The 16,699-nt window shown below is 65.5% G+C and carries 18 protein-coding genes, 1 tRNA gene and 1 other RNA gene; 15 read left to right on the forward strand and 5 right to left on the reverse strand.

Features of this window, described 5'->3' with window-relative positions:
- The first annotated feature begins 70 nt into the window (after positions 1–70).
- The 5 genes from OG921_RS02580 to OG921_RS02600 all read left to right on the forward strand — a co-directional run bounded on the left by OG921_RS02580 (position 71) and on the right by OG921_RS02600 (position 3,361).
- Entirely contained in the window at positions 71–697 is a 627-nt protein-coding gene (locus OG921_RS02580; RefSeq protein WP_266110765.1) for a TetR/AcrR family transcriptional regulator, read from the forward strand.
- The gene (locus tag OG921_RS02585) at positions 603–1,193 is read left to right on the forward strand and encodes an FAD-dependent monooxygenase (protein WP_266110766.1); all 591 of its coding nucleotides are present in this window, start codon (positions 603–605) and stop codon (positions 1,191–1,193) included. The genes OG921_RS02580 and OG921_RS02585 overlap by 95 nt, the downstream gene beginning before the upstream one ends.
- Positions 1,194–1,277: 84 nt before the next feature.
- A complete protein-coding gene (locus tag OG921_RS02590) occupies positions 1,278–1,430 on the forward strand; it encodes a hypothetical protein (RefSeq protein WP_266110767.1) in 153 nt (50 codons plus the stop codon).
- A 181-nt stretch (positions 1,431–1,611) separates the two neighbouring features.
- Complete coding sequence (locus OG921_RS02595; protein ID WP_266111036.1) at positions 1,612–2,706, forward strand: DUF4185 domain-containing protein; 1,095 nt, start codon at positions 1,612–1,614, stop codon at positions 2,704–2,706.
- Between the two features lie 43 nt (positions 2,707–2,749).
- Entirely contained in the window at positions 2,750–3,361 is a 612-nt protein-coding gene (locus OG921_RS02600) for a bifunctional 2-polyprenyl-6-hydroxyphenol methylase/3-demethylubiquinol 3-O-methyltransferase UbiG (protein ID WP_266110768.1), read from the forward strand.
- A gap of 14 nt (positions 3,362–3,375) precedes the next feature.
- On the opposite strand, the gene OG921_RS02605 is transcribed toward OG921_RS02600, so the two are convergent.
- Complete coding sequence (locus OG921_RS02605; protein ID WP_266110769.1) at positions 3,376–3,981, reverse strand: alpha/beta family hydrolase; 606 nt, start codon at positions 3,979–3,981, stop codon at positions 3,376–3,378.
- A 289-nt stretch (positions 3,982–4,270) separates the two neighbouring features.
- On the opposite strand from OG921_RS02605, the gene OG921_RS02610 reads away from it, so the two are divergent.
- Positions 4,271–6,106: an acyl-CoA dehydrogenase gene (locus tag OG921_RS02610; RefSeq protein ID WP_266110770.1), complete on the forward strand. Its 1,836-nt coding sequence runs from the start codon at positions 4,271–4,273 to the stop codon at positions 6,104–6,106.
- A gap of 145 nt (positions 6,107–6,251) precedes the next feature.
- On the opposite strand, the gene OG921_RS02615 is transcribed toward OG921_RS02610, so the two are convergent.
- The 4 genes from OG921_RS02615 to ffs all read right to left on the reverse strand — a co-directional run bounded on the left by OG921_RS02615 (position 6,252) and on the right by ffs (position 9,555).
- Positions 6,252–7,253, reverse strand: coding sequence for a type IV toxin-antitoxin system AbiEi family antitoxin domain-containing protein (locus OG921_RS02615; protein WP_266110771.1), 1,002 nt, complete (start codon positions 7,251–7,253; stop codon positions 6,252–6,254).
- A 200-nt stretch (positions 7,254–7,453) separates the two neighbouring features.
- Positions 7,454–8,026, reverse strand: coding sequence for an HhH-GPD-type base excision DNA repair protein (locus OG921_RS02620; RefSeq protein WP_266110772.1), 573 nt, complete (start codon positions 8,024–8,026; stop codon positions 7,454–7,456).
- 12 nt (positions 8,027–8,038) lie between these two features.
- Positions 8,039–9,325 (reverse strand): aminotransferase class I/II-fold pyridoxal phosphate-dependent enzyme, encoded by a 1,287-nt coding sequence (locus tag OG921_RS02625; protein WP_266110773.1) that lies wholly within the window; start codon positions 9,323–9,325, stop codon positions 8,039–8,041.
- Between the two features lie 135 nt (positions 9,326–9,460).
- Positions 9,461–9,555: signal recognition particle sRNA small type (gene ffs, locus OG921_RS02630), an RNA gene on the reverse strand.
- 60 nt (positions 9,556–9,615) lie between these two features.
- On the opposite strand from ffs, the gene OG921_RS02635 reads away from it, so the two are divergent.
- The 9 genes from OG921_RS02635 to OG921_RS02675 all read left to right on the forward strand — a co-directional run bounded on the left by OG921_RS02635 (position 9,616) and on the right by OG921_RS02675 (position 16,699).
- A tRNA-Ser gene (locus OG921_RS02635) sits at positions 9,616–9,703 on the forward strand.
- 105 nt (positions 9,704–9,808) lie between these two features.
- Positions 9,809–10,909 (forward strand): dihydrodipicolinate reductase, encoded by a 1,101-nt coding sequence (locus tag OG921_RS02640; RefSeq protein ID WP_266110774.1) that lies wholly within the window; start codon positions 9,809–9,811, stop codon positions 10,907–10,909.
- 24 nt (positions 10,910–10,933) lie between these two features.
- Positions 10,934–11,578 carry a TetR/AcrR family transcriptional regulator gene (locus OG921_RS02645; protein ID WP_266110775.1) on the forward strand — a complete coding sequence of 215 codons (645 nt, stop codon included), beginning with the start codon at positions 10,934–10,936 and terminating at the stop codon, positions 11,576–11,578.
- A complete protein-coding gene (locus OG921_RS02650) occupies positions 11,562–13,103 on the forward strand; it encodes an FAD-binding protein (protein WP_266110776.1) in 1,542 nt (513 codons plus the stop codon). The genes OG921_RS02645 and OG921_RS02650 overlap by 17 nt, the downstream gene beginning before the upstream one ends.
- 128 nt (positions 13,104–13,231) lie before the next feature.
- Positions 13,232–14,044: a hypothetical protein gene (locus tag OG921_RS02655; RefSeq protein ID WP_266110777.1), complete on the forward strand. Its 813-nt coding sequence runs from the start codon at positions 13,232–13,234 to the stop codon at positions 14,042–14,044.
- Positions 14,044–15,282: a hypothetical protein gene (locus OG921_RS02660; protein WP_266110778.1), complete on the forward strand. Its 1,239-nt coding sequence runs from the start codon at positions 14,044–14,046 to the stop codon at positions 15,280–15,282. Before OG921_RS02655 ends, OG921_RS02660 begins: the two co-directional genes overlap by 1 nt.
- Positions 15,279–15,710, forward strand: coding sequence for a hypothetical protein (locus OG921_RS02665; protein WP_266110779.1), 432 nt, complete (start codon positions 15,279–15,281; stop codon positions 15,708–15,710). The genes OG921_RS02660 and OG921_RS02665 overlap by 4 nt, the downstream gene beginning before the upstream one ends.
- A gap of 17 nt (positions 15,711–15,727) precedes the next feature.
- Positions 15,728–16,195: a hypothetical protein gene (locus tag OG921_RS02670; protein ID WP_266110780.1), complete on the forward strand. Its 468-nt coding sequence runs from the start codon at positions 15,728–15,730 to the stop codon at positions 16,193–16,195.
- 33 nt (positions 16,196–16,228) lie between these two features.
- Positions 16,229–16,699 carry a DUF309 domain-containing protein gene (locus OG921_RS02675; RefSeq protein WP_266110782.1) on the forward strand — a complete coding sequence of 157 codons (471 nt, stop codon included), beginning with the start codon at positions 16,229–16,231 and terminating at the stop codon, positions 16,697–16,699.

Genomic DNA, 16,699 nt, shown 5'->3' on the forward strand with positions numbered 1-16,699 from the left:
CGCGCGCGGTTAAAGCTGGGTGAATATCCGCCACCGCTACGCCGCGCCGGCAGCCGGTAGAGTCGTCCCCGTGCCTGCCGGTTCCCATTCGTTCACGAGCGTCTTCGGTGACGACCCGACATCCGACCCCGCGATTCTCGACGGGGCGCTATCGGCGTTTCTCGATTTCGGCATTCGCCGCGCGAGCATGAACGAAATCGCCAAGCGAGCACACATCAGCCCGGCCACCCTGTACCGGCGATTCGCCAACAAGACCGCTCTCGTCGAGGCCGTCGTCCTGCGCGAAGCACGAGAGTTCGTGACCGCCGTGGACAACCGTGTCGACCGCGCCGCTTCTGCCCGCGAACAGGTGGTCGAGGGTTTCGTCGCGTTCACCGTGATGCTTGCCGGCAACCGGCTGCTGCGCCGACTGCTGATCACCGAGCCCGAGACGATCCTTCCGCAGCTGACGACCGGTGCCGCGCCGACCCTCGCGGTCGGTCGCGCCTATCTCGCGGAGACGATGCACCGACTGCAGAACGAGGAGGGCCTGCCGAGTTTCGACGTCGACGGCGTCGCGGAGATCTGCGCTCGGCTCGCCCTCTCGCTGGCGCTGACGCCCGATGGCATCATCCCGATCGACGACGAGGCCGCAGCGCGCAAGTTCGCCGACGAGCACATCACCGCCCTGGTGCGGCTGCCCGGCCGCGAACAATAAGCCCGGCTCGATAAGCACCCTGCCCGCCGACACCGCCTTCGACGACGACCTCGGCCACCTGCACGGGGCGCTCGCCGACTGGCCCGCGCCGGTCGCCGCACTGCTCGCTGCGACCGAACGGGACGCAGTCTCACGACACGACATTTACGATCGAACGATCGCGCGTACCTGGATATCGGGCGCAGTCACGCTCGTCGGAGACGCCGCACACCCGATGCGTCCACACCTGGGGCAAGGCGGCTGCCAGGCCTTGGAGGACGCAGCGACCCTGGCGCAACTTCTGGCCCAGCAGCACCCGGTCGACGCGTTTGCGGCCTACGAGTCGGCTCGACGGCGACGCGCCCTGCGGTACGTGCGACTGTCGGCACTGGCAGGGCGCGTGCAGCTCATCCCGGACGCGCTGCGTCCGATGGCGTACCGATTGTTCGCGGGAGTGCCCGAGCGCATGGTCGCACGTCAGCTGAGCGCAATCGCAAGCGCTACAGCATTCGGCTAGTTATCGCATTCCGAAACGCCGATTCGTAATTGAAAAGGAATGTTTAACTTCCAGGGGCACCCGGTTACCTGGCAAACTGGGGAAATGGCTTGGCTGATTCTGCTCGGGGTCTGGGTAACGGTGGCGATCGCCGTTGCCTTGCTTCTCGGCCAGATGATCCACAACGGCCACCGCAACGATCCCCCCAGCGTGCCCGATCGCACACGCGGATCGAAGGGCGTTCGAGCCGACCGATGACCTGCCCTCGCAGGACCGGTTGCGACATGCGCTGATTCCGAATTGGCACCCGTCAGGCGCAATCTTGTTACACTTCTGTGGCTTTCGCAGCGGACTAAATCGGCCCATTACGCTGGTCGAAAGCCGCTGCGGTCCTGCAATTGCGAGAGAACAGGACTCGAAATTGAACCGGAAACTGAACCTGACGGCGCTCGCGCTCGCGCTGACAGCGGGCACTGCGCTGGCCTTTGCCACACCGGCAGGGGCCGATCCCAACGCGGTCAACCCGATCCCGATCCTGAACGGGACGGTCGGTCTGCCGAGACTTTCCGGTCCAACGCAGGCGATCTTCCAGGTGACCGGGCTCGGCAGCCCGAACAACACGCAGAACTACAACGTTCTCGGCACCGACCTCGGCATCATGTGGGACAACGGCAGCGGCCAGATGCTGACCGCGTACGGCGACACTGCGGGACTCGGGGTGCCCAATCTCCTCACCGGAAGCTTCTGGTCATGGCGCAGCAATGTCCTGATGCGCAGCAACGACAAGACCCCCGGCAACGGCATCACCTACGACAGCGTGGTCCGCGACGGGTCCGGCCAGGCGAAGGACCTGATTCCGAGCCCGAAGATCCCCCTCGTGGAGATCAGCCGGATCCCGACCGCAGGCATTGCGGTCGACGGCGTCCAGTACATGAGCATGATGTCGGTGAAGAACTGGGGCGACCCTGGCCAGTGGGACACCAACTTCTCCACCCTCGCTTTGTCCGGAGACAACGGCGAGAACTGGGTCGAAGCACCGGAGACGCGGCGGCCACCCGTCGGCGGCGACCTCAATTTCCAGATGAACGCGTTTCTGAAGAGCAATGGATTCGTCTATCAGTACGGCACGCCGCCGGGACGCAACAACTCCGCCTACCTCGCGCGCGTCCTGCCCGAAAACATCCGCAACCTGGCCGAATACGAATACTGGAACGGCAAGGAGTGGCGGAAGAACGACGTCAACGCGGCCATCCCGATCGTGCCGAGCGGGGTCGGCGAGCTCTCCGTGGTCTACAACCAGTTCCTCGGCCAGTACGTCATGCTCACCACGGACGCGTTCAACTCGGTCGTGATGATGACCTCGCCGAATCCGGAAGGACCATGGAGCCCGCCGCGGGTACTGATCGACACCCGGCAGTTGCCCACCGCCTACGCCCCGTCGATCTACCCGTATCAGACCGGCTCGGACCTGTACTTCCTCACCACGATTCACTCGCAGTACAACGTCGTGCTGATGCACACGTCGCTGCGGTGACCACGCCGAGTTCCCGGCGTCGCCGCGTTGCGACGCCGGGCTGATGGACGCCGGGGACTGGGACCAGCGCTACCGCTCGTCCGCACTCGTGTGGGGTGCGCCGCCGAACACCGTCGTCGCCGAGCTGTGCTGGGATCTGCCGCCCGGCCGCGCCCTGGACCTCGGCTGCGGCGAGGGCAGACACGCGATCTGGCTGGCGGAACGCGGGTGGACGGTGACCGCCATCGACTTCTCCCAGGTGGCGATCGACAAGGCACGCACCGTGGCCAGCCGCACAAACAGGTCGGTGCGCAACCGGATCACCTGGCATTGCGCGGACGTCACCACCATCGAGTTCGAGGATCCCGCCGACCTGATCGTGGTCGCATACTTGCACGTGCGCTCGATCGAGCGCAGCGAGTTGCTGCGTCGCGCGGCCGACGCCCTCGCGCCGGCAGGCACGCTGGTGGTGGTCGGTCACGACGTGCGCAACCCGACGGAGGGCTACGGCGGACCCGACGACCCCGATGTGCTGTACGACCCGGACGAACTCGGCACCGAACTCGAGGACCTTCTCGACGTGCGGATTGCCGAGCTCCGCCGGCGCCTCACCGAGGGCCGCGATGCGATCGACGCGGTGCTGCTCGCGTTCCGTCCCCCGCCCGTCGTTGACTGACCGATAACCGGCGGCTAATGCTGCCCGCTCCACCGGCGCAGCCACGGTTCGAGGACCGCGACGATTTCCGGGCCGGCCTTCTTCAACGCGTGGGTCTCGCCGGACAGCACGTGTACCAGCGCTGCGTCGGTTGCATCCGGGATACCGAACGGATCGCGGTCACCGTTGAGGACGACGGCCTCCGCCGTCGGACGGGCGGCCCGCAGTTCATCGGCTCGGGACTTTTCCGGCTTGCCCGGCGGGTGCAGCGGATAGGCCAGGCAGATCACTCCGGTTGCGCCGGCACCAGCGGCCGTTCTGCAGACCACGCGGGCACCGTTACTGCGCCCGCCCTGAATGAGGGGCACGTCGCCGACGCGTTCGCGCAGCGCGGTGATGACATCGAGCCAGGCCGCATCCTGCCGGGTCGCCGAACCCGGCGCGCGTCCGCCGGCAACCCGGTAGGGCTGCAACACCCGGGCGACGACGCCACCGAGGTCGCGCGCGAGCGAGCGCACCGCGAGCAGATCCGACGAGTCCACCCCGCCGCCCGCGCCGTGCGTGAGGACAAGGAGGAAGGCCGGATCGGTCGCGGTGTCGAGATGAATTCGCGCCGGGCCCGCAATCGTCTCGATATCCATGACCTCACCGTAACGCCTGCCACACTCCCGAAACATGACGGAATCCTCAGATTCTCATCCTCGTGAAACACTCAAATACGCTGGTAGCCAATGGGTTCGACATTGCTGTGAGGTTAGACACACACGTGGATTACACCGCTTGAAGATTGGTTTACCCGGGAGTAACATGAGTCGTAAGTTACCGGTGGGTAGCAGTTACCCGATCCCATCGTGACCAACCTGGGCGGGAACCGACAGCCGAATAGCGGGACCGCACCAACCCACCCCATCGACGGAGAGCAAAAACAGCATGGGCCACTACAAGAGCAATGTTCGCGACCTCGAGTTCAACCTTTTCGAGGTACTGGGAATCGACGAGACCCTCGCCACGGGCGCGTACGGAGACCTGGACGGCGACACCGTCCGCGAAATGCTCGCCGAGGTTCGCCGGCTGGCCGAGGGCCCGCTCGCCGAGTCCTTCGCCGATGCAGACCGCAACCCGCCGGTCTTCGATCCCGAGACGCACAGCGTCGCGCTGCCCGAATCCTTCAAGAAGTCCTACCGCACCTTCGCCGAAGGCGGCTGGGACAAGCTCGGCATCAACGAGGAACTCGGCGGCATGGCCGTGCCTCGCGCGGTGTACTGGGCCATCGGCGAAATGTTGCTCGGCGCGCAGCCGGCCGCGTTCATGTACGCGGCGGGTGCCGGCTTCACCGAAATCTTCTACGACAACGGCACCGATGAGCAGAAGGAATGGGCGAAGGTCATCGCCGAGCAGGGCTGGGGCGCCACCATGGTGCTCACCGAGCCCGACGCCGGCTCCGACGTCGGCGCCGGCCGTACCAAGGCCATCAAGCAGGACGACGGCTCATGGCACATCGAGGGCGTGAAGCGATTCATCACCTCGGCCGACTCGGACGACCTGTTCCCGAACATCATGCATCTGGTGCTGGCCCGTCCCGAGGGTGCCGGACCGGGCACCAAGGGCCTGAGCCTGTTCTTCGTGCCGAAGTTCCACTTCGATCCGGCGACCGGCGAGCTGGGCGAGCGCAACGGCGCCTTCGTGACCAACGTCGAGCACAAGATGGGTCTGAAGGTCTCGGCCACCTGTGAGGTCACCTTCGGCGGCCACGGCGTCCCGGCCAAGGGCTGGCTCGTCGGCGAGGTGCACAACGGCATCGCGCAGATGTTCCAGGTCATCGAGCACGCTCGAATGATGGTCGGCACCAAGGCAATTGCCACGCTGTCCACGGGCTACCTGAACGCACTCGGCTACGCCAAGGAGCGCGTGCAGGGCGCCGATCTGACTCAGATGACCGATAAGGCCGCCCCGCGCGTCACGATCACCCACCACCCGGATGTGCGTCGCAGCCTCGCGCTGCAGAAGGCGTACGCCGAGGGCCTGCGCGCGATCTACCTCTACACCGCCGCGCACCAGAACGAGGACACCGCCCTGAAGGTGTCCGGCGCGGACAAGGAGCTGGCGTTCCGCGTCAACGACCTGCTGCTCCCGATCGTCAAGGGCGTCGGCTCCGAGCGGGCCTACCAGTACCTGACCGAATCGCTGCAGACCCTCGGTGGCTCCGGCTTCCTGCAGGACTACCCGATCGAGCAGTACATCCGCGACGCGAAGATCGACTCCCTGTACGAGGGCACCACCGCGATCCAGGCGCAGGACTTCTTCTTCCGCAAGATCGCCCGCGACCGTGGTGTCGCGCTGGCCCACGTCGCCGGCCAGATCTCGGCGTTCATCGAGAGCGAGGCCGGTAACGGCCGACTGAAGCGGGAGCGCAAGCTGCTTGCCACAGCGCTCGAGGACGTGCAGGCGATGGCCGCGACGCTGACCGGCCACCTGATGGGTGCGCAGGAGAACTCCAGCGAGCTGTACAAGGTCGGCCTCGGCTCGGTCCGCTTCCTGCTCTCCGTCGGTGACTTGCTCATCGGCTGGCAGCTGCTGCGTCAGTCCGAGATCGCCATCAAGGCGCTCGACACCGGTGCATCGGAGAAGGACAAGCCGTTCTACGAGGGCAAGATCGCGACCGGGGCGTTCTTCGCTCGCAACGTGCTGCCCGAGCTGACCGCCACCCGCAACATCCTGTCGAACCTCGACAACGACATCATGGAGCTCGACGAAGCCGCGTTCTGATTCACCGCCGATCTGCGTTCGGCAGCGCCCCCGGGACCCACAAGGTGCCGGGGGCGCACTGCATTTCGGGCAGGTTTCTGCGCTCCCGCCGCACATTTGCTGACGCGCCGCACACAGTCCCGCACCGCAAACCTTGTGCGCGCCGTCAGCATGTGTGCGGCTCGTCGAGGGGACTCAGCAGTACGGGTTCGGGCTTCGGCAGCGGTGCCTGCACGATGGTCGCGGTGGGGTCCGCAAGTCGCGTACCGCGTTCGAGTGCGCGACGGATTTTCGCCGGCAGACCTACGGCGTCGAGTTCCGGCCACGTCCAGCGGACCACGACAAAGCCCGCATCTCGCAGGTTGTCCTCCCGGAGCTTCTCGGCATAGACAACCTCGGCGGAGTCCCCGCCCGGCCGCAGCGTGCGGCCATACTTGGTCCGGCCGTCGAACTCCCCGACAACCCCGTGATCTGGAAAGTAGAAGTCAACGCGTCCCAGGAAGCGCCCGTCCGCGGCGGTGACCACGCCCTGGCCGAGCGGCAACGGCAGGTGACTGCGCAATATCATTGCGCGGCTGCGTGACTCGCCCGGACTCTCGCTATGGGCGTCGAGCATCGCGATCAACCGCCGCGCGCCCGCCGCACCGCGTCGATGCTTGGCCCGCTCCAATTCGAGCGCCAAGGTCTCGTTGTGAATTCCAAACCGTCGAACGGCCGCCTCACACACCACGAGCGCCGATTCGAACGGCAGCGTCCTGGCCAGATCCACGATGGTGCGGGCAGGCGAGGTCAGCAGCACCCCCTCGACCCGCGCCACCCCGTCATCGATGGGAGCACAGTGCACCGCGAGCGAAGTGCGCAGTCGTCCGCCGTTGCGCCGGTTCCTGGTGATGTGCACACGATCCAGCGGCGCATTCCACAACGGCAGCCCGTACATCACCGCGGCGGACTGATGGCTCAATACGGCCGCGCGCGCCATCCCTGGCAGGGTCGCCTCGACCAGATAGCGATGTCGACGCGAATCGTCCGACTCCTCGTACACGGATCGGCTGAGATAACAGCCTCGCCCGATCCGCTCCCAATGGCCATGCCGGCGCTGCTGGCGAATCTCGTGGTCGGTCAGTCCCAGCCGCAGCGCTTCTCGGCGGCGAACCATCGAGCTGTCCATGCGGTCGATCCTGCAGCACCGTGGCTACCGAAACCGGGGCGAACGCCAACCTGTGGATAACTTCACCTTCGTCCACAGTTCGCCGCACACTTTCTGAGGCCGCGCACACGCTGTAGCACCCCAAACCCTATGCGGCGCCGCAGGAAGTGTGCGGCGAAGGGGGATCCGGTGCGAGTCCAGCGCCGAGAATGACCGGAACGTCAGGACTTCTTCGCCGCAGCCTTCGCCGCTCGTTTGAACTCGCGCACCTCGGCGAGTGAATCGGCGTCCACGACATCGGCGATCGACCGCCGGGAGCCCTCGTCGCCGTAACTGCCGGCCGCCTCCCGCCAGCCGTCCGGGTGCACGTCGATCTGCTTACCGAGCAGGGCGAGGAAGATCCGGGCCTTCTGATCCCCGTAGCCCGGCAGCGCCTTCAGCCGCTTCAGCACCTCGCGCCCGTCCGGATCTCCCTCGGTCCAAATCCCCGCGGTGTCGCCCCCGTAGGCCTCGACGATGTAGGCCGCCAGCGCCTGGATCCGCTTCGCCATCGAACCCGGGAAGCGATGCACCGCAGGAGTTGTCGAACAGAGCGTGGCGAACTCGTCCGGATCGGCCTCGGCGATGCGGTGCACATCGATGCCGCCCATCCGGTCGGCGATCTTCTTCGGACCCAGGAACGCCGTTTCCATCGGCACCTGTTGATCCAGAAGCATCCCGACCAACAGCGCAAATGCATCACCGGCCAGCAGCTCGTCCGCTTCCCGGTCACCCACAAGGTTGAGCTTCACCATGTCCCGATCTCCCTACTCGGCGAGCAGCTTCTCCGTCGCCGCGACGAGCACACAGGTCGCCAGGCCGTCCATGGCCGTGCCCAGTTCTTCCGTGCCGGGGAAGCTCGGCGCAATACGGATATTGCGGTCGTCCGGGTCTTTGCCATACGGGAAGGAGGCGCCGGCCGCGGTCAGCGCGATCCCGGCATCCTTGGCCAGTGCGACGGTGCGCGCCGCGGTGCCGTCGAGCACGTCGAGGCTGATGAAGTAGCCGCCCTTCGGCTCGGTCCAGGATGCCACCTTCGACGCACCGAGCCGGTCCTCGAGGATCTTCAGCACGAGCGCGAACTTCGGCGCGAGCAATTCGCGATGCTTCTCCATATGCGCCCGCACACCCGCCGCGTCGCCGAACAACCGCAGGTGTCGCAGCTGGTTGAGCTTGTCCGGACCGATGCTCATCTTCGCGGTGTGACCGAGATACCAATCCAGGTTCGCCTTCGACGAACCGACGAAGCTCACTCCCGCACCGGCGAAGGTGATCTTCGACGTCGAAGCGAACACATACGGACGGTTCGGGTGGCCGGCCTCCGCCGCCATCCCGAGCACGTCGTACACGGGCGCCACCTCACCGAACAGCGGATGCACCGCGTAGGCGTTGTCCCAGAACAGCCGGAAGTCCGGCGCAGCGGCCCGCATCGTCGCCAGCCCGCGCACGACCTCCTCGGAGTACACCGCGCCGGTGGGATTGGAGTAGTTCGGCACCGCCCACAGACCCTTGACCAGCGGGTCCGAGCCGGCGATTTCCGCGGCGGCCTGTACGTCCGGGCCGTCATGCCCCATCGGGATCGAGATCAACTCGAAGCCGAGCGACTGCGCGAGCGCAAAGTGCCGGTCGTAACCCGGGGCCGGGCAGAGGAATTTGCGCCCCGGCTCGGCGGCCCACGGCCGCTCGGAATCCAGGGTGCCGTGCAGCAACCCGAACACGAGCAGGTCGTGCATAATCTCGAGGCTGGCGTTGTTGGCGGCCAGTAGATTGTCGACGCCGATACCGAGCAGCTCACCGAAGATGGCGCGCAGCTCGGGTAGACCGGTCAGCCCGCCGTAGTTGCGACAGTCGGTGCCGTTGCCGTCCCGGAAGTCGTCGCCGGGCAGGGTGAGCAGCGCCCGAGACAGGTCCAATTGCTCGGGCGACGGCTTGCCGCGGGTCAGGTCCAGCTTCAGCCCGGCGGCCTGCAACTTGGCGTAGTCCGCGGTGTGCCGCTTGGACTCGGCCTCCAACTCGTCTCGGCTCATCAACCCGATCTGCGTTTGGCGGGGCATCCCACGCGCACCTTTCGTCTGCTTCGCGTCCACAGCAAGCTGTCGCGACCACGTTACCTGGGGGCGGACCGGCGATGTCGGCCGAGAGCCGGGGGCACGAGAAGTGTGGCGGCCCGAGAGGTGGGGGCCGGAAAGTTAAGGGGACCCCGCGCACCCGGCAGAGCCCGTTGACCCTTGCTGCCTTCCGGCCCTGGGGGAGTTCACAGGATGCGCGCCGCGCGGGATCCATCGGCAAGTGTAGCGGGGTTCGATTTGGAGGGTGCCGGGGGTCGCCCGGTATGCTCATCGACGGAGGATTCGCCTAGTGGCCTATGGCGCTCGCCTGGAACGCGGGTTGGGTTAACGCCCTCAGGGGTTCAAATCCCCTATCCTCCGCCACAAGCGCCCCGGGCCTGCTGTAGCAATTGCTACGCAGGGCCGGGGCGCTTTCGTGCGCGCCGAGCGAATTGCCCCTTCCCCACTGCCCGGCCACCGTGTAGACAAATGACATTCGATGTCTACGGCTCGAGGATCGGAGCGTGCACGGTGGCGAGTACAGATCGAGCGCCATTGCGGGTGATTCAGTGGACGACGGGCAATATCGGGCGCCGGTCACTGCATTCGATCATCGAACGCCACGACATGGAGTTGGTGGGCGTCTATGCCCACGGCGAGGAGAAGGTCGGAAAGGATGCCGCCGACCTGTGCGGGTATCCCACGTCGACCGGAGTGATCGCCACCAACGACATCGCCGAACTGATCGCACTGAAGCCGGACGCGTGCTGCTACAACCCGTTGTGGTCCAGCGTCGATGAACTCGAGGCGTTGCTGAGCGCCGGGATCAACGTGTGCACGACGGCGGGCTGGATCACTGGCGGCAAGCTGCCGCAGTCCGATCGTGATCGAATCGAAAATGCCTGTCGGGCAGGTGGTTCGACGATGTTCGGCAGCGGGGCGCACCCCGGCATCACGAACATGGTCGGCATGGTGCTGAGCGGCTGCTGCGAGCGCGTCGACGAGATCCGGATTACCGAGTCGGTGGACTGCTCCACCTATCAGTCGGCAGGCACGCAGACCGCGATGGGCTTCTCGCAAGACCCCGACACCCCGGGGCTGGCCGAATCGGTACGCCGCGAAAGTGAAGTGTTCGCCGAGTCGGCGGCGATGATGGCCGACGCGATGGGGGTCACGCTCGACCGGATGACCTTCGACGTGCAGTTCACCGCCGCCACCGACGACAGTGACCTGGGCTTCATGAAGATTCCGAAGGGCACCGTGGGCAGCGTGTACGGCTACCACCGCGGTTGGGTCGGTGACCGCAACATCGTCAGTGTCGGCTTCAACTGGACGATGGGCGAGCATGTGACCCCGCCCAAGCCGCTCGCCGACGGACACGTCATCCAGGTCTTCGGAGTGCCCAACATGCGCACGGTGATCCATTGCCTGCCGCCGTTCGACTGGGACACCCCGGAGCAATGGATGGAACTGGGCATGATCTACACCGCCCTCCCCGTGACGAACGCGGTCTCCCGTGTCGTGGCCGCGCCGCCCGGCATCGTCACCCTGGCGGGCCTGCCGCCGATCACCGGGTACGTCAAGCCCTGACTCATGGCCGGGGATGATGACTGGATGGGCGCGCGCGACCGGCCCTCGGTGCCCACACGCTCCGATCGCGACCGCATCCTCGACGCGGCCGAGGTCTGCCTGCTCGAGCGAGGCATCGGCAAGACCACCATGGCGGAAGTCGCCGCCGCGGCGGGAGTATCGCGTGCCTGGCTCTACCGGCTCTACCAGGACAAGGTCAGCCTGTTCGGTGCGGTGATGGTGCGCATCGACTCCGTGCACTGGCAAAGCGAGGGTGTGCGGGTGCGTGCGGCCACCACCCTGGTGGACACGATCGTGGAGTCGGTGCTGCTTGCCCGCCAGATGCAGCAACGGCCGCTCATCGTCAAGCTGCGCGAATCCGAGCCGGCGGCATTCAGCCAAGTCGCCGAGATCGGCATGCAGCACTTCATCCCCTGGCTGTCGGCGACGTGGCGCGGCTACCTCGTCGCCGCACAGAGGCGTGGCGAGGTCAGTCCCGAAATCTCGCTGGACTTGGCCTCGGAATGGGTGGCCCGAATTGTGCTGTCGATGTGCACCGTGCCCAGTCGGGTAGTCGACACCGACGACCGGGACTCGATGCGCCCCTTCGTCAACCAGTTCCTGCTGCATGGTTTGCACGCACCTACAACGGCTGCAGAAAGCGAGAAGGCTAATGCCTCAACAGGTTGAAGAGTGCGACGTCCTGGTGGCCGGTTCCGGGGCGGGCGGACTGGTCGGCGCGTACACCGCGGCCCGTGAAGGACTCGACGTCGTCCTGGTCGAGTCGACCGACAAATTCGGTGGCACGACAGCGTATTCGGGCGGCGGCGGGATGTGGTTTCCGTGCAATCCGGTGCTGCTGCGCGAGGGCACCGACGACACTCTCGAGGACGCGCTGGAGTACTACCACGCGGTCGTGGGTGATCGAACTCCCTTCGATCTGCAGGAGACCTACGTCCGCAGCGGCGCTCCACTGATCGAGTACTTGGAGCAGGACGAGAACCTGAAGTTCCAGGCAATGCCGTGGCCGGACTACTACGGCAAGGCACCCAAGGCCCGCCTCGACGGCCAGCGCCATATTGCCGCGCGAGCGCTCAAAGTCGCCAAGGCGCCGCAGTACCGAGATGTGGTGCGAGGCCCACTGGACGTCGAGCGGTTGGGCGCCGATGTGCCTGACGACTATTACGTCGGCGGACGCGCGCTCGTCGCCCGGTTCCTTACTGCAATCGAGAAATACCCAACGGCCGCACTGCATCTGAACACCGCGTTGGTGGAGTTGCTGCGCGACGAAGAAGGAACCGTGATCGGGGCTGTCGTCGAGCACGAGGGCACGCGGCGCGAGATCCGCACCCGCCGTGGAATCGTCTTGGCTGCAGGCGGTTTCGAGGCGAATGTTGAGCTCCGGCAGCGGTACGGCGTGCCCGGAGATGCCCGCGACACGATGGGATCGCCCGGCAGTACCGGTGCCGCACATCAGGCCGCCATCGCCATCGGCGCCGACACCGACCTCATGGATCAGGCGTGGTGGTCACCGGGTTTGATTCATCCGGACGGACGCGCCGCTTTCGCGCTGTGGTTCACCGGGGGCATCTTCGTCGACAATACGGGCAGGCGTTTCGTCAACGAATCCGCACCCTACGACCGGCTCGGACGGGTGATCGTCGATCGGCTGCAGAGCGGCGAGATGACCTTGCCGTTCTGGATGATCTACGACGACAAGGCGGGAGCGGTGCCACCGGTGCAAGCCCCGAACGTGACGATGGCCTCGCTCGAAAAGAATGTCGAGGCCGGACTGTGGCACACCGCAGACACTTTGGAAGACTTGGCAGCCATGATTGGAGTACCGGCCGAAAACCTGGTCGCCACCGTGGACCGGTTCAATCAGCTGGTATCCGCCGGTGGTGACGTCGATTTCGGACGCGGAGACGAGGCCTACGACCGTGCCTTCTCCGGCGGGGAACTGCCACTGGTATCCATCGACCAGGGGCCGTTCCATGCTGCAGCATTCGGGATCTCCGACCTCGGTACCAAGGGCGGCCTGCGCACCGATATCGACGCGCGCGTCCTCGACTGCAACGGTAAACCGATCCGCGGTCTGTACGCCGCGGGCAACACCATGGCCGCGCCGAGTGGAACCGCCTATCCGGGTGGCGGCAACCCGATCGGGACCAGCATGGTGTTCTCCCACCGAGCGGTGCGGGCAATGTGCGGCTGAGCGCGGCCCGAGTTCGGTAGCGCAGCGTCTGCCCGCTTCGTCCGATCTCCGCATCGTCGCATACACTCAGCGGCCATGTACGTCGATGCGCGGGGGGCGCATAGCCGGATCAGCGGTCTGCGGCCTCGATGAAGTTCACACAGGTGTTCCGGAAATACGGCTTCGCGGGTCCGATCATGAGAATCGTCGGGGCGCTCGTCGCACTTGCGGTTTTCATGTTCGTGGTCGCTTGGGTCGGTAACCCGTATTTGAAAGACGATGAGGGCAATGCGGCACCGGCGTGGATCGCGCCGACGACCGTGCCGCCGGCGACGAGCACTACCCCGGTTGCGGGCTTGCCGCCCGGGTTTCCGTCGATGCGGCGTCCTCCGCCAATGCCCCAGGTGGCCGAGGGGCAGCCGCAGCCGGTGCCCACCAAGTTCGGGCTCAGCTACACAGTGCCTTGGGAGGGCTGGCGGGCCAGCAACGCCATGGTGATGGGCTGGAACGACGCGCAAGGGAATATCGCCACATATGGGGCGACAAGTGACTACCGCTACGGCTATTGCCCCGAAGTCGATAGTGCATCGCTGGCCAGTGTTGCGGCGACCGGGCGCAATGGTGTCGACCTCAACACCGCGGCACGCGAGGAAGTCGTCAAGGCCAATCGGATCTTTGCCGACGACACCAACGGCATCGCCCCGACGGTCGAAATTCGCGGACCCTTCAGTCTGGAGGTCTCGGGCCGCGCTGCTGTCCGCTATACCGCTGTCGTCACAGCCATTCCGAAGACAGACGCATGCACACCGAAGGACGCCCGCTTCGACATCGTCGCGACACCCGGGTACGCAAGCGCAGAAGTCATGCTGCTCATGGTCGAACACCGCGTCGGCCCAGCACATGCGCTCTCGGATACCGACGTCGATTCGATTGTCGGATCACTCTCCAAAACGGAGCATTGATGGTTGAGCAATTTCGCGCGCTGCCCAGTCAAATCGCCGGGCTGAGTACCTTGGTGACTTCCCTGGGCGAGGACAGCGCCAAAGTTGCGGGGTTCATCGACCAGAACGGCCCGCCAAGCGGAGACTTCTCCGGGCCCATCATCAGCGATCTGCTCGAGCCACTGCGCACGTGCGCGACCGTCACCGGTGGGCGTATGCGCGATATCGGCGTCGCGAATACCAGCAGCGGTATCGAGCTGAACAAGGCCGCGTGGATGTACGACGATCAAGAGAACAAGAACTACGCCGCGCTGAATGCCGTCACCCACGATGTGCCGAGCGCGTCACCGGTGGACTACGGCCCGGATACCGAGCGTCCCGGGCAAACGGATACCTACGACGACGTCACAACCTACAACAAGGTGGAGACCTTCAAACTCGATGCGCCATCGGCCAATAAGGAGGATGTCGCCGATCTCGTCACCGAGGTCGCGGGCTGGTTGGGCGATGTGAACGAAACGATCAAGAGCATCACCAGGACCATCGGCGCTGAGGTCAACCCGCTCGACATGGTGGTTTCGCCACTCACCGGAAACTGGAACGAGCTCAAACGAATCGGCGAGTCGTACAAGGTCGCCGGCAACGCGATGGAAGCGACCGGGAAGAACCTCGAGGCCGGCGTCAAACAGGTCGGCGAGTACTGGGATGGCAAGGCGGCCATTGCCTTCGAGGAGAACTGGGCACGTCGGCAAATTGCTGCCATGAAGTGGGAGGGTCCGGTCGGCCGGATCGTCAACGACGGGCTCACCGTCGTCGCCAACGAGATCCGCGAGGGCATCAAAACCGCGGTACTCAAGCTGAAGGACATGCTCGAGGACTACGTCGATATCAAGACCGCCAAGGGCATACTCAAGAACGTCCTCAAAAAGGTTCCGGTCCTGGGCTGGACCCTCGAAATCGCCGATCTCGCGCGCAAGATCGCTACGGTCGTCGACTCGGTACAAGAAATCGTTCGCAAAGTCGAGGAACTGAAGAACCAGCTCCAGGAGTTCCTGCGCGTCGTCACCGATCCGGCGCACGCGGCTATCGACAAGATGAATCAGAAGCTCGAACCGATCACCACCAGGATCGATGACGGTGCTCGAAAAGTGGCTATTGCCAATGACATAGCTTCCGCCACGGAAATCAACTCCACCCTCGACCGGCCGAGAGAGGGCTACGAGGTGGGCACCGAACACCAACCCTGGGAGGACGGATGACGCCGAATCGGCGAGCTCGCCATGAGGAGGACGTCGACCCCGACATCGAACAGGCGTACCGCCGCCTGATGGATCGCGCCGACGATCTGGAAACCGCACGGCTGCGCGCCGAGCGGCTCGACGTGCACGCACTGATGTCCGAGCCAACGGTGGTGACCGAGGAATTCATGTCCCAGCTCGCCACGATGCCGCACTCCTCGCCCGAGCTGCGCGCGTTCGCTGAGCGGGTATTCTCCGGCGAATGCCGTTGGAGCGAGATTGACTTCGCCGCTCGACCAGTTCCGCCCGAGGTGGCCGAGCTGAAGGATTCGCCCAATTTCGCCTGGACGTGGACCGCCCCGACAGACAATCCGCCGCAATCCGGGCGGCGCCAGGATCCGGACGACAACGACGACGATTACGAGCCGCCGCAATCATGGCTGCAGTGAGCCGACGCCGAGCATCGATGAGAAGTGCAAATACCCGGCGTCGCTATGCCACTGGCGGCATGGTCGCAAAGATCGCACTGTCGTTCGCCGCGCTCGCGGTACTCGCACTCGCCGTCTATTGGGTCGGCGACTCGTACCTGACGGACGAGGAGGCAGGTGCGGTGTCGGCGTCGAGCAGCACGACCGCTGAATCCTTCCCGGAGGCGTATGGCAGCTTGATGGACAGCGCCGACGATCTCGAGGCCGCTCGCGAGAGCGTCGAGAACCTGGACGTGCACTCGCTCTTGTCCGAGCCGACCGTGGTGACCGAGGAGTACATGGCGGACCTGGCTGCGATGCCGATTGCCTCGCCCGAGCTGCGCGACTTCGCTGAGCGGGTGGCTGCCGGCGAATGCCATTGGAGCGATATCGAGGTTCTTGCTCGGCCGCTGCCGCATGAAGTAGCCGAGCTGAAAGAGTCGCCCAACTTCGTTTGGACATGGTGACGTCACCCGACCCGCGCTCGGTACTCTGGCCTTATGGTCGATCGGAGTCGGGACGAATCCGGCCGGGCCCGAAATGCCCGGCCCCGTGACGAACTCGGCCGACCGCTGCCGCCAGGAAGCGAAGGTGTCGAGCGCATCCCCGATGAACTCGATCTGCCACCCGACGAAACCCTGCGCTACGCACAAGAATTGATCGATCGTGGGCGGGCGTTCCATGCCCACGAGGTGCTCGAGGCGGCATGGAAGAACGGGCCCGACGAGGAACGGGTGCTCTGGCAGGGCCTGGCCCAGCTCGCCGTCGGCATCACGCATGTTCAGCGCGGCAATCCGAAGGGCGCGATCAAGCTGCTACACCGGGCCGCGCTGCGGCTCTCGCAGGAACCAGCGCCTTACGACATCGATGCGCCGGGTCTCGTTGCCTACGCCGAGCAATTGGCCCACGGACTCGAAAGCGGGGCCACCGATGTCCCAGAGGACGATCTGCGGCCCCGCCTGCGCGGCTGA

It is taken from the genome of Aldersonia sp. NBC_00410 (genome assembly GCF_026342035.1).
GTDB lineage: Bacteria > Actinomycetota > Actinomycetes > Mycobacteriales > Mycobacteriaceae > Aldersonia.

Excerpts from the sequence above, each read along its gene's own strand:
- OG921_RS02585 (WP_266110766.1), top strand. The coding sequence starts at position 603 with ATGGCATCATCCCGATCGACGACGAGGCCGCAGCGCGCAAGTTCGCCG.
- OG921_RS02590 (WP_266110767.1), top strand. The coding sequence starts at position 1,278 with ATGGCTTGGCTGATTCTGCTCGGGGTCTGGGTAACGGTGGCGATCGCC.
- OG921_RS02600 (WP_266110768.1), top strand. The coding sequence starts at position 2,750 with ATGGACGCCGGGGACTGGGACCAGCGCTACCGCTCGTCCGCACTCGTG.
- OG921_RS02605 (WP_266110769.1), bottom strand. The coding sequence starts at position 3,981 with ATGGATATCGAGACGATTGCGGGCCCGGCGCGAATTCATCTCGACACC.
- OG921_RS02610 (WP_266110770.1), top strand. The coding sequence starts at position 4,271 with ATGGGCCACTACAAGAGCAATGTTCGCGACCTCGAGTTCAACCTTTTC.
- OG921_RS02615 (WP_266110771.1), bottom strand. The coding sequence starts at position 7,253 with ATGGACAGCTCGATGGTTCGCCGCCGAGAAGCGCTGCGGCTGGGACTG.
- OG921_RS02620 (WP_266110772.1), bottom strand. The coding sequence starts at position 8,026 with ATGGTGAAGCTCAACCTTGTGGGTGACCGGGAAGCGGACGAGCTGCTG.
- OG921_RS02625 (WP_266110773.1), bottom strand. The coding sequence starts at position 9,325 with ATGCCCCGCCAAACGCAGATCGGGTTGATGAGCCGAGACGAGTTGGAG.
- OG921_RS02640 (WP_266110774.1), top strand. The coding sequence starts at position 9,809 with ATGACATTCGATGTCTACGGCTCGAGGATCGGAGCGTGCACGGTGGCG.
- OG921_RS02645 (WP_266110775.1), top strand. The coding sequence starts at position 10,934 with ATGGGCGCGCGCGACCGGCCCTCGGTGCCCACACGCTCCGATCGCGAC.
- OG921_RS02650 (WP_266110776.1), top strand. The coding sequence starts at position 11,562 with ATGCCTCAACAGGTTGAAGAGTGCGACGTCCTGGTGGCCGGTTCCGGG.
- OG921_RS02655 (WP_266110777.1), top strand. The coding sequence starts at position 13,232 with ATGAAGTTCACACAGGTGTTCCGGAAATACGGCTTCGCGGGTCCGATC.
- OG921_RS02660 (WP_266110778.1), top strand. The coding sequence starts at position 14,044 with ATGGTTGAGCAATTTCGCGCGCTGCCCAGTCAAATCGCCGGGCTGAGT.
- OG921_RS02665 (WP_266110779.1), top strand. The coding sequence starts at position 15,279 with ATGACGCCGAATCGGCGAGCTCGCCATGAGGAGGACGTCGACCCCGAC.
- OG921_RS02670 (WP_266110780.1), top strand. The coding sequence starts at position 15,728 with ATGAGAAGTGCAAATACCCGGCGTCGCTATGCCACTGGCGGCATGGTC.
- OG921_RS02675 (WP_266110782.1), top strand. The coding sequence starts at position 16,229 with ATGGTCGATCGGAGTCGGGACGAATCCGGCCGGGCCCGAAATGCCCGG.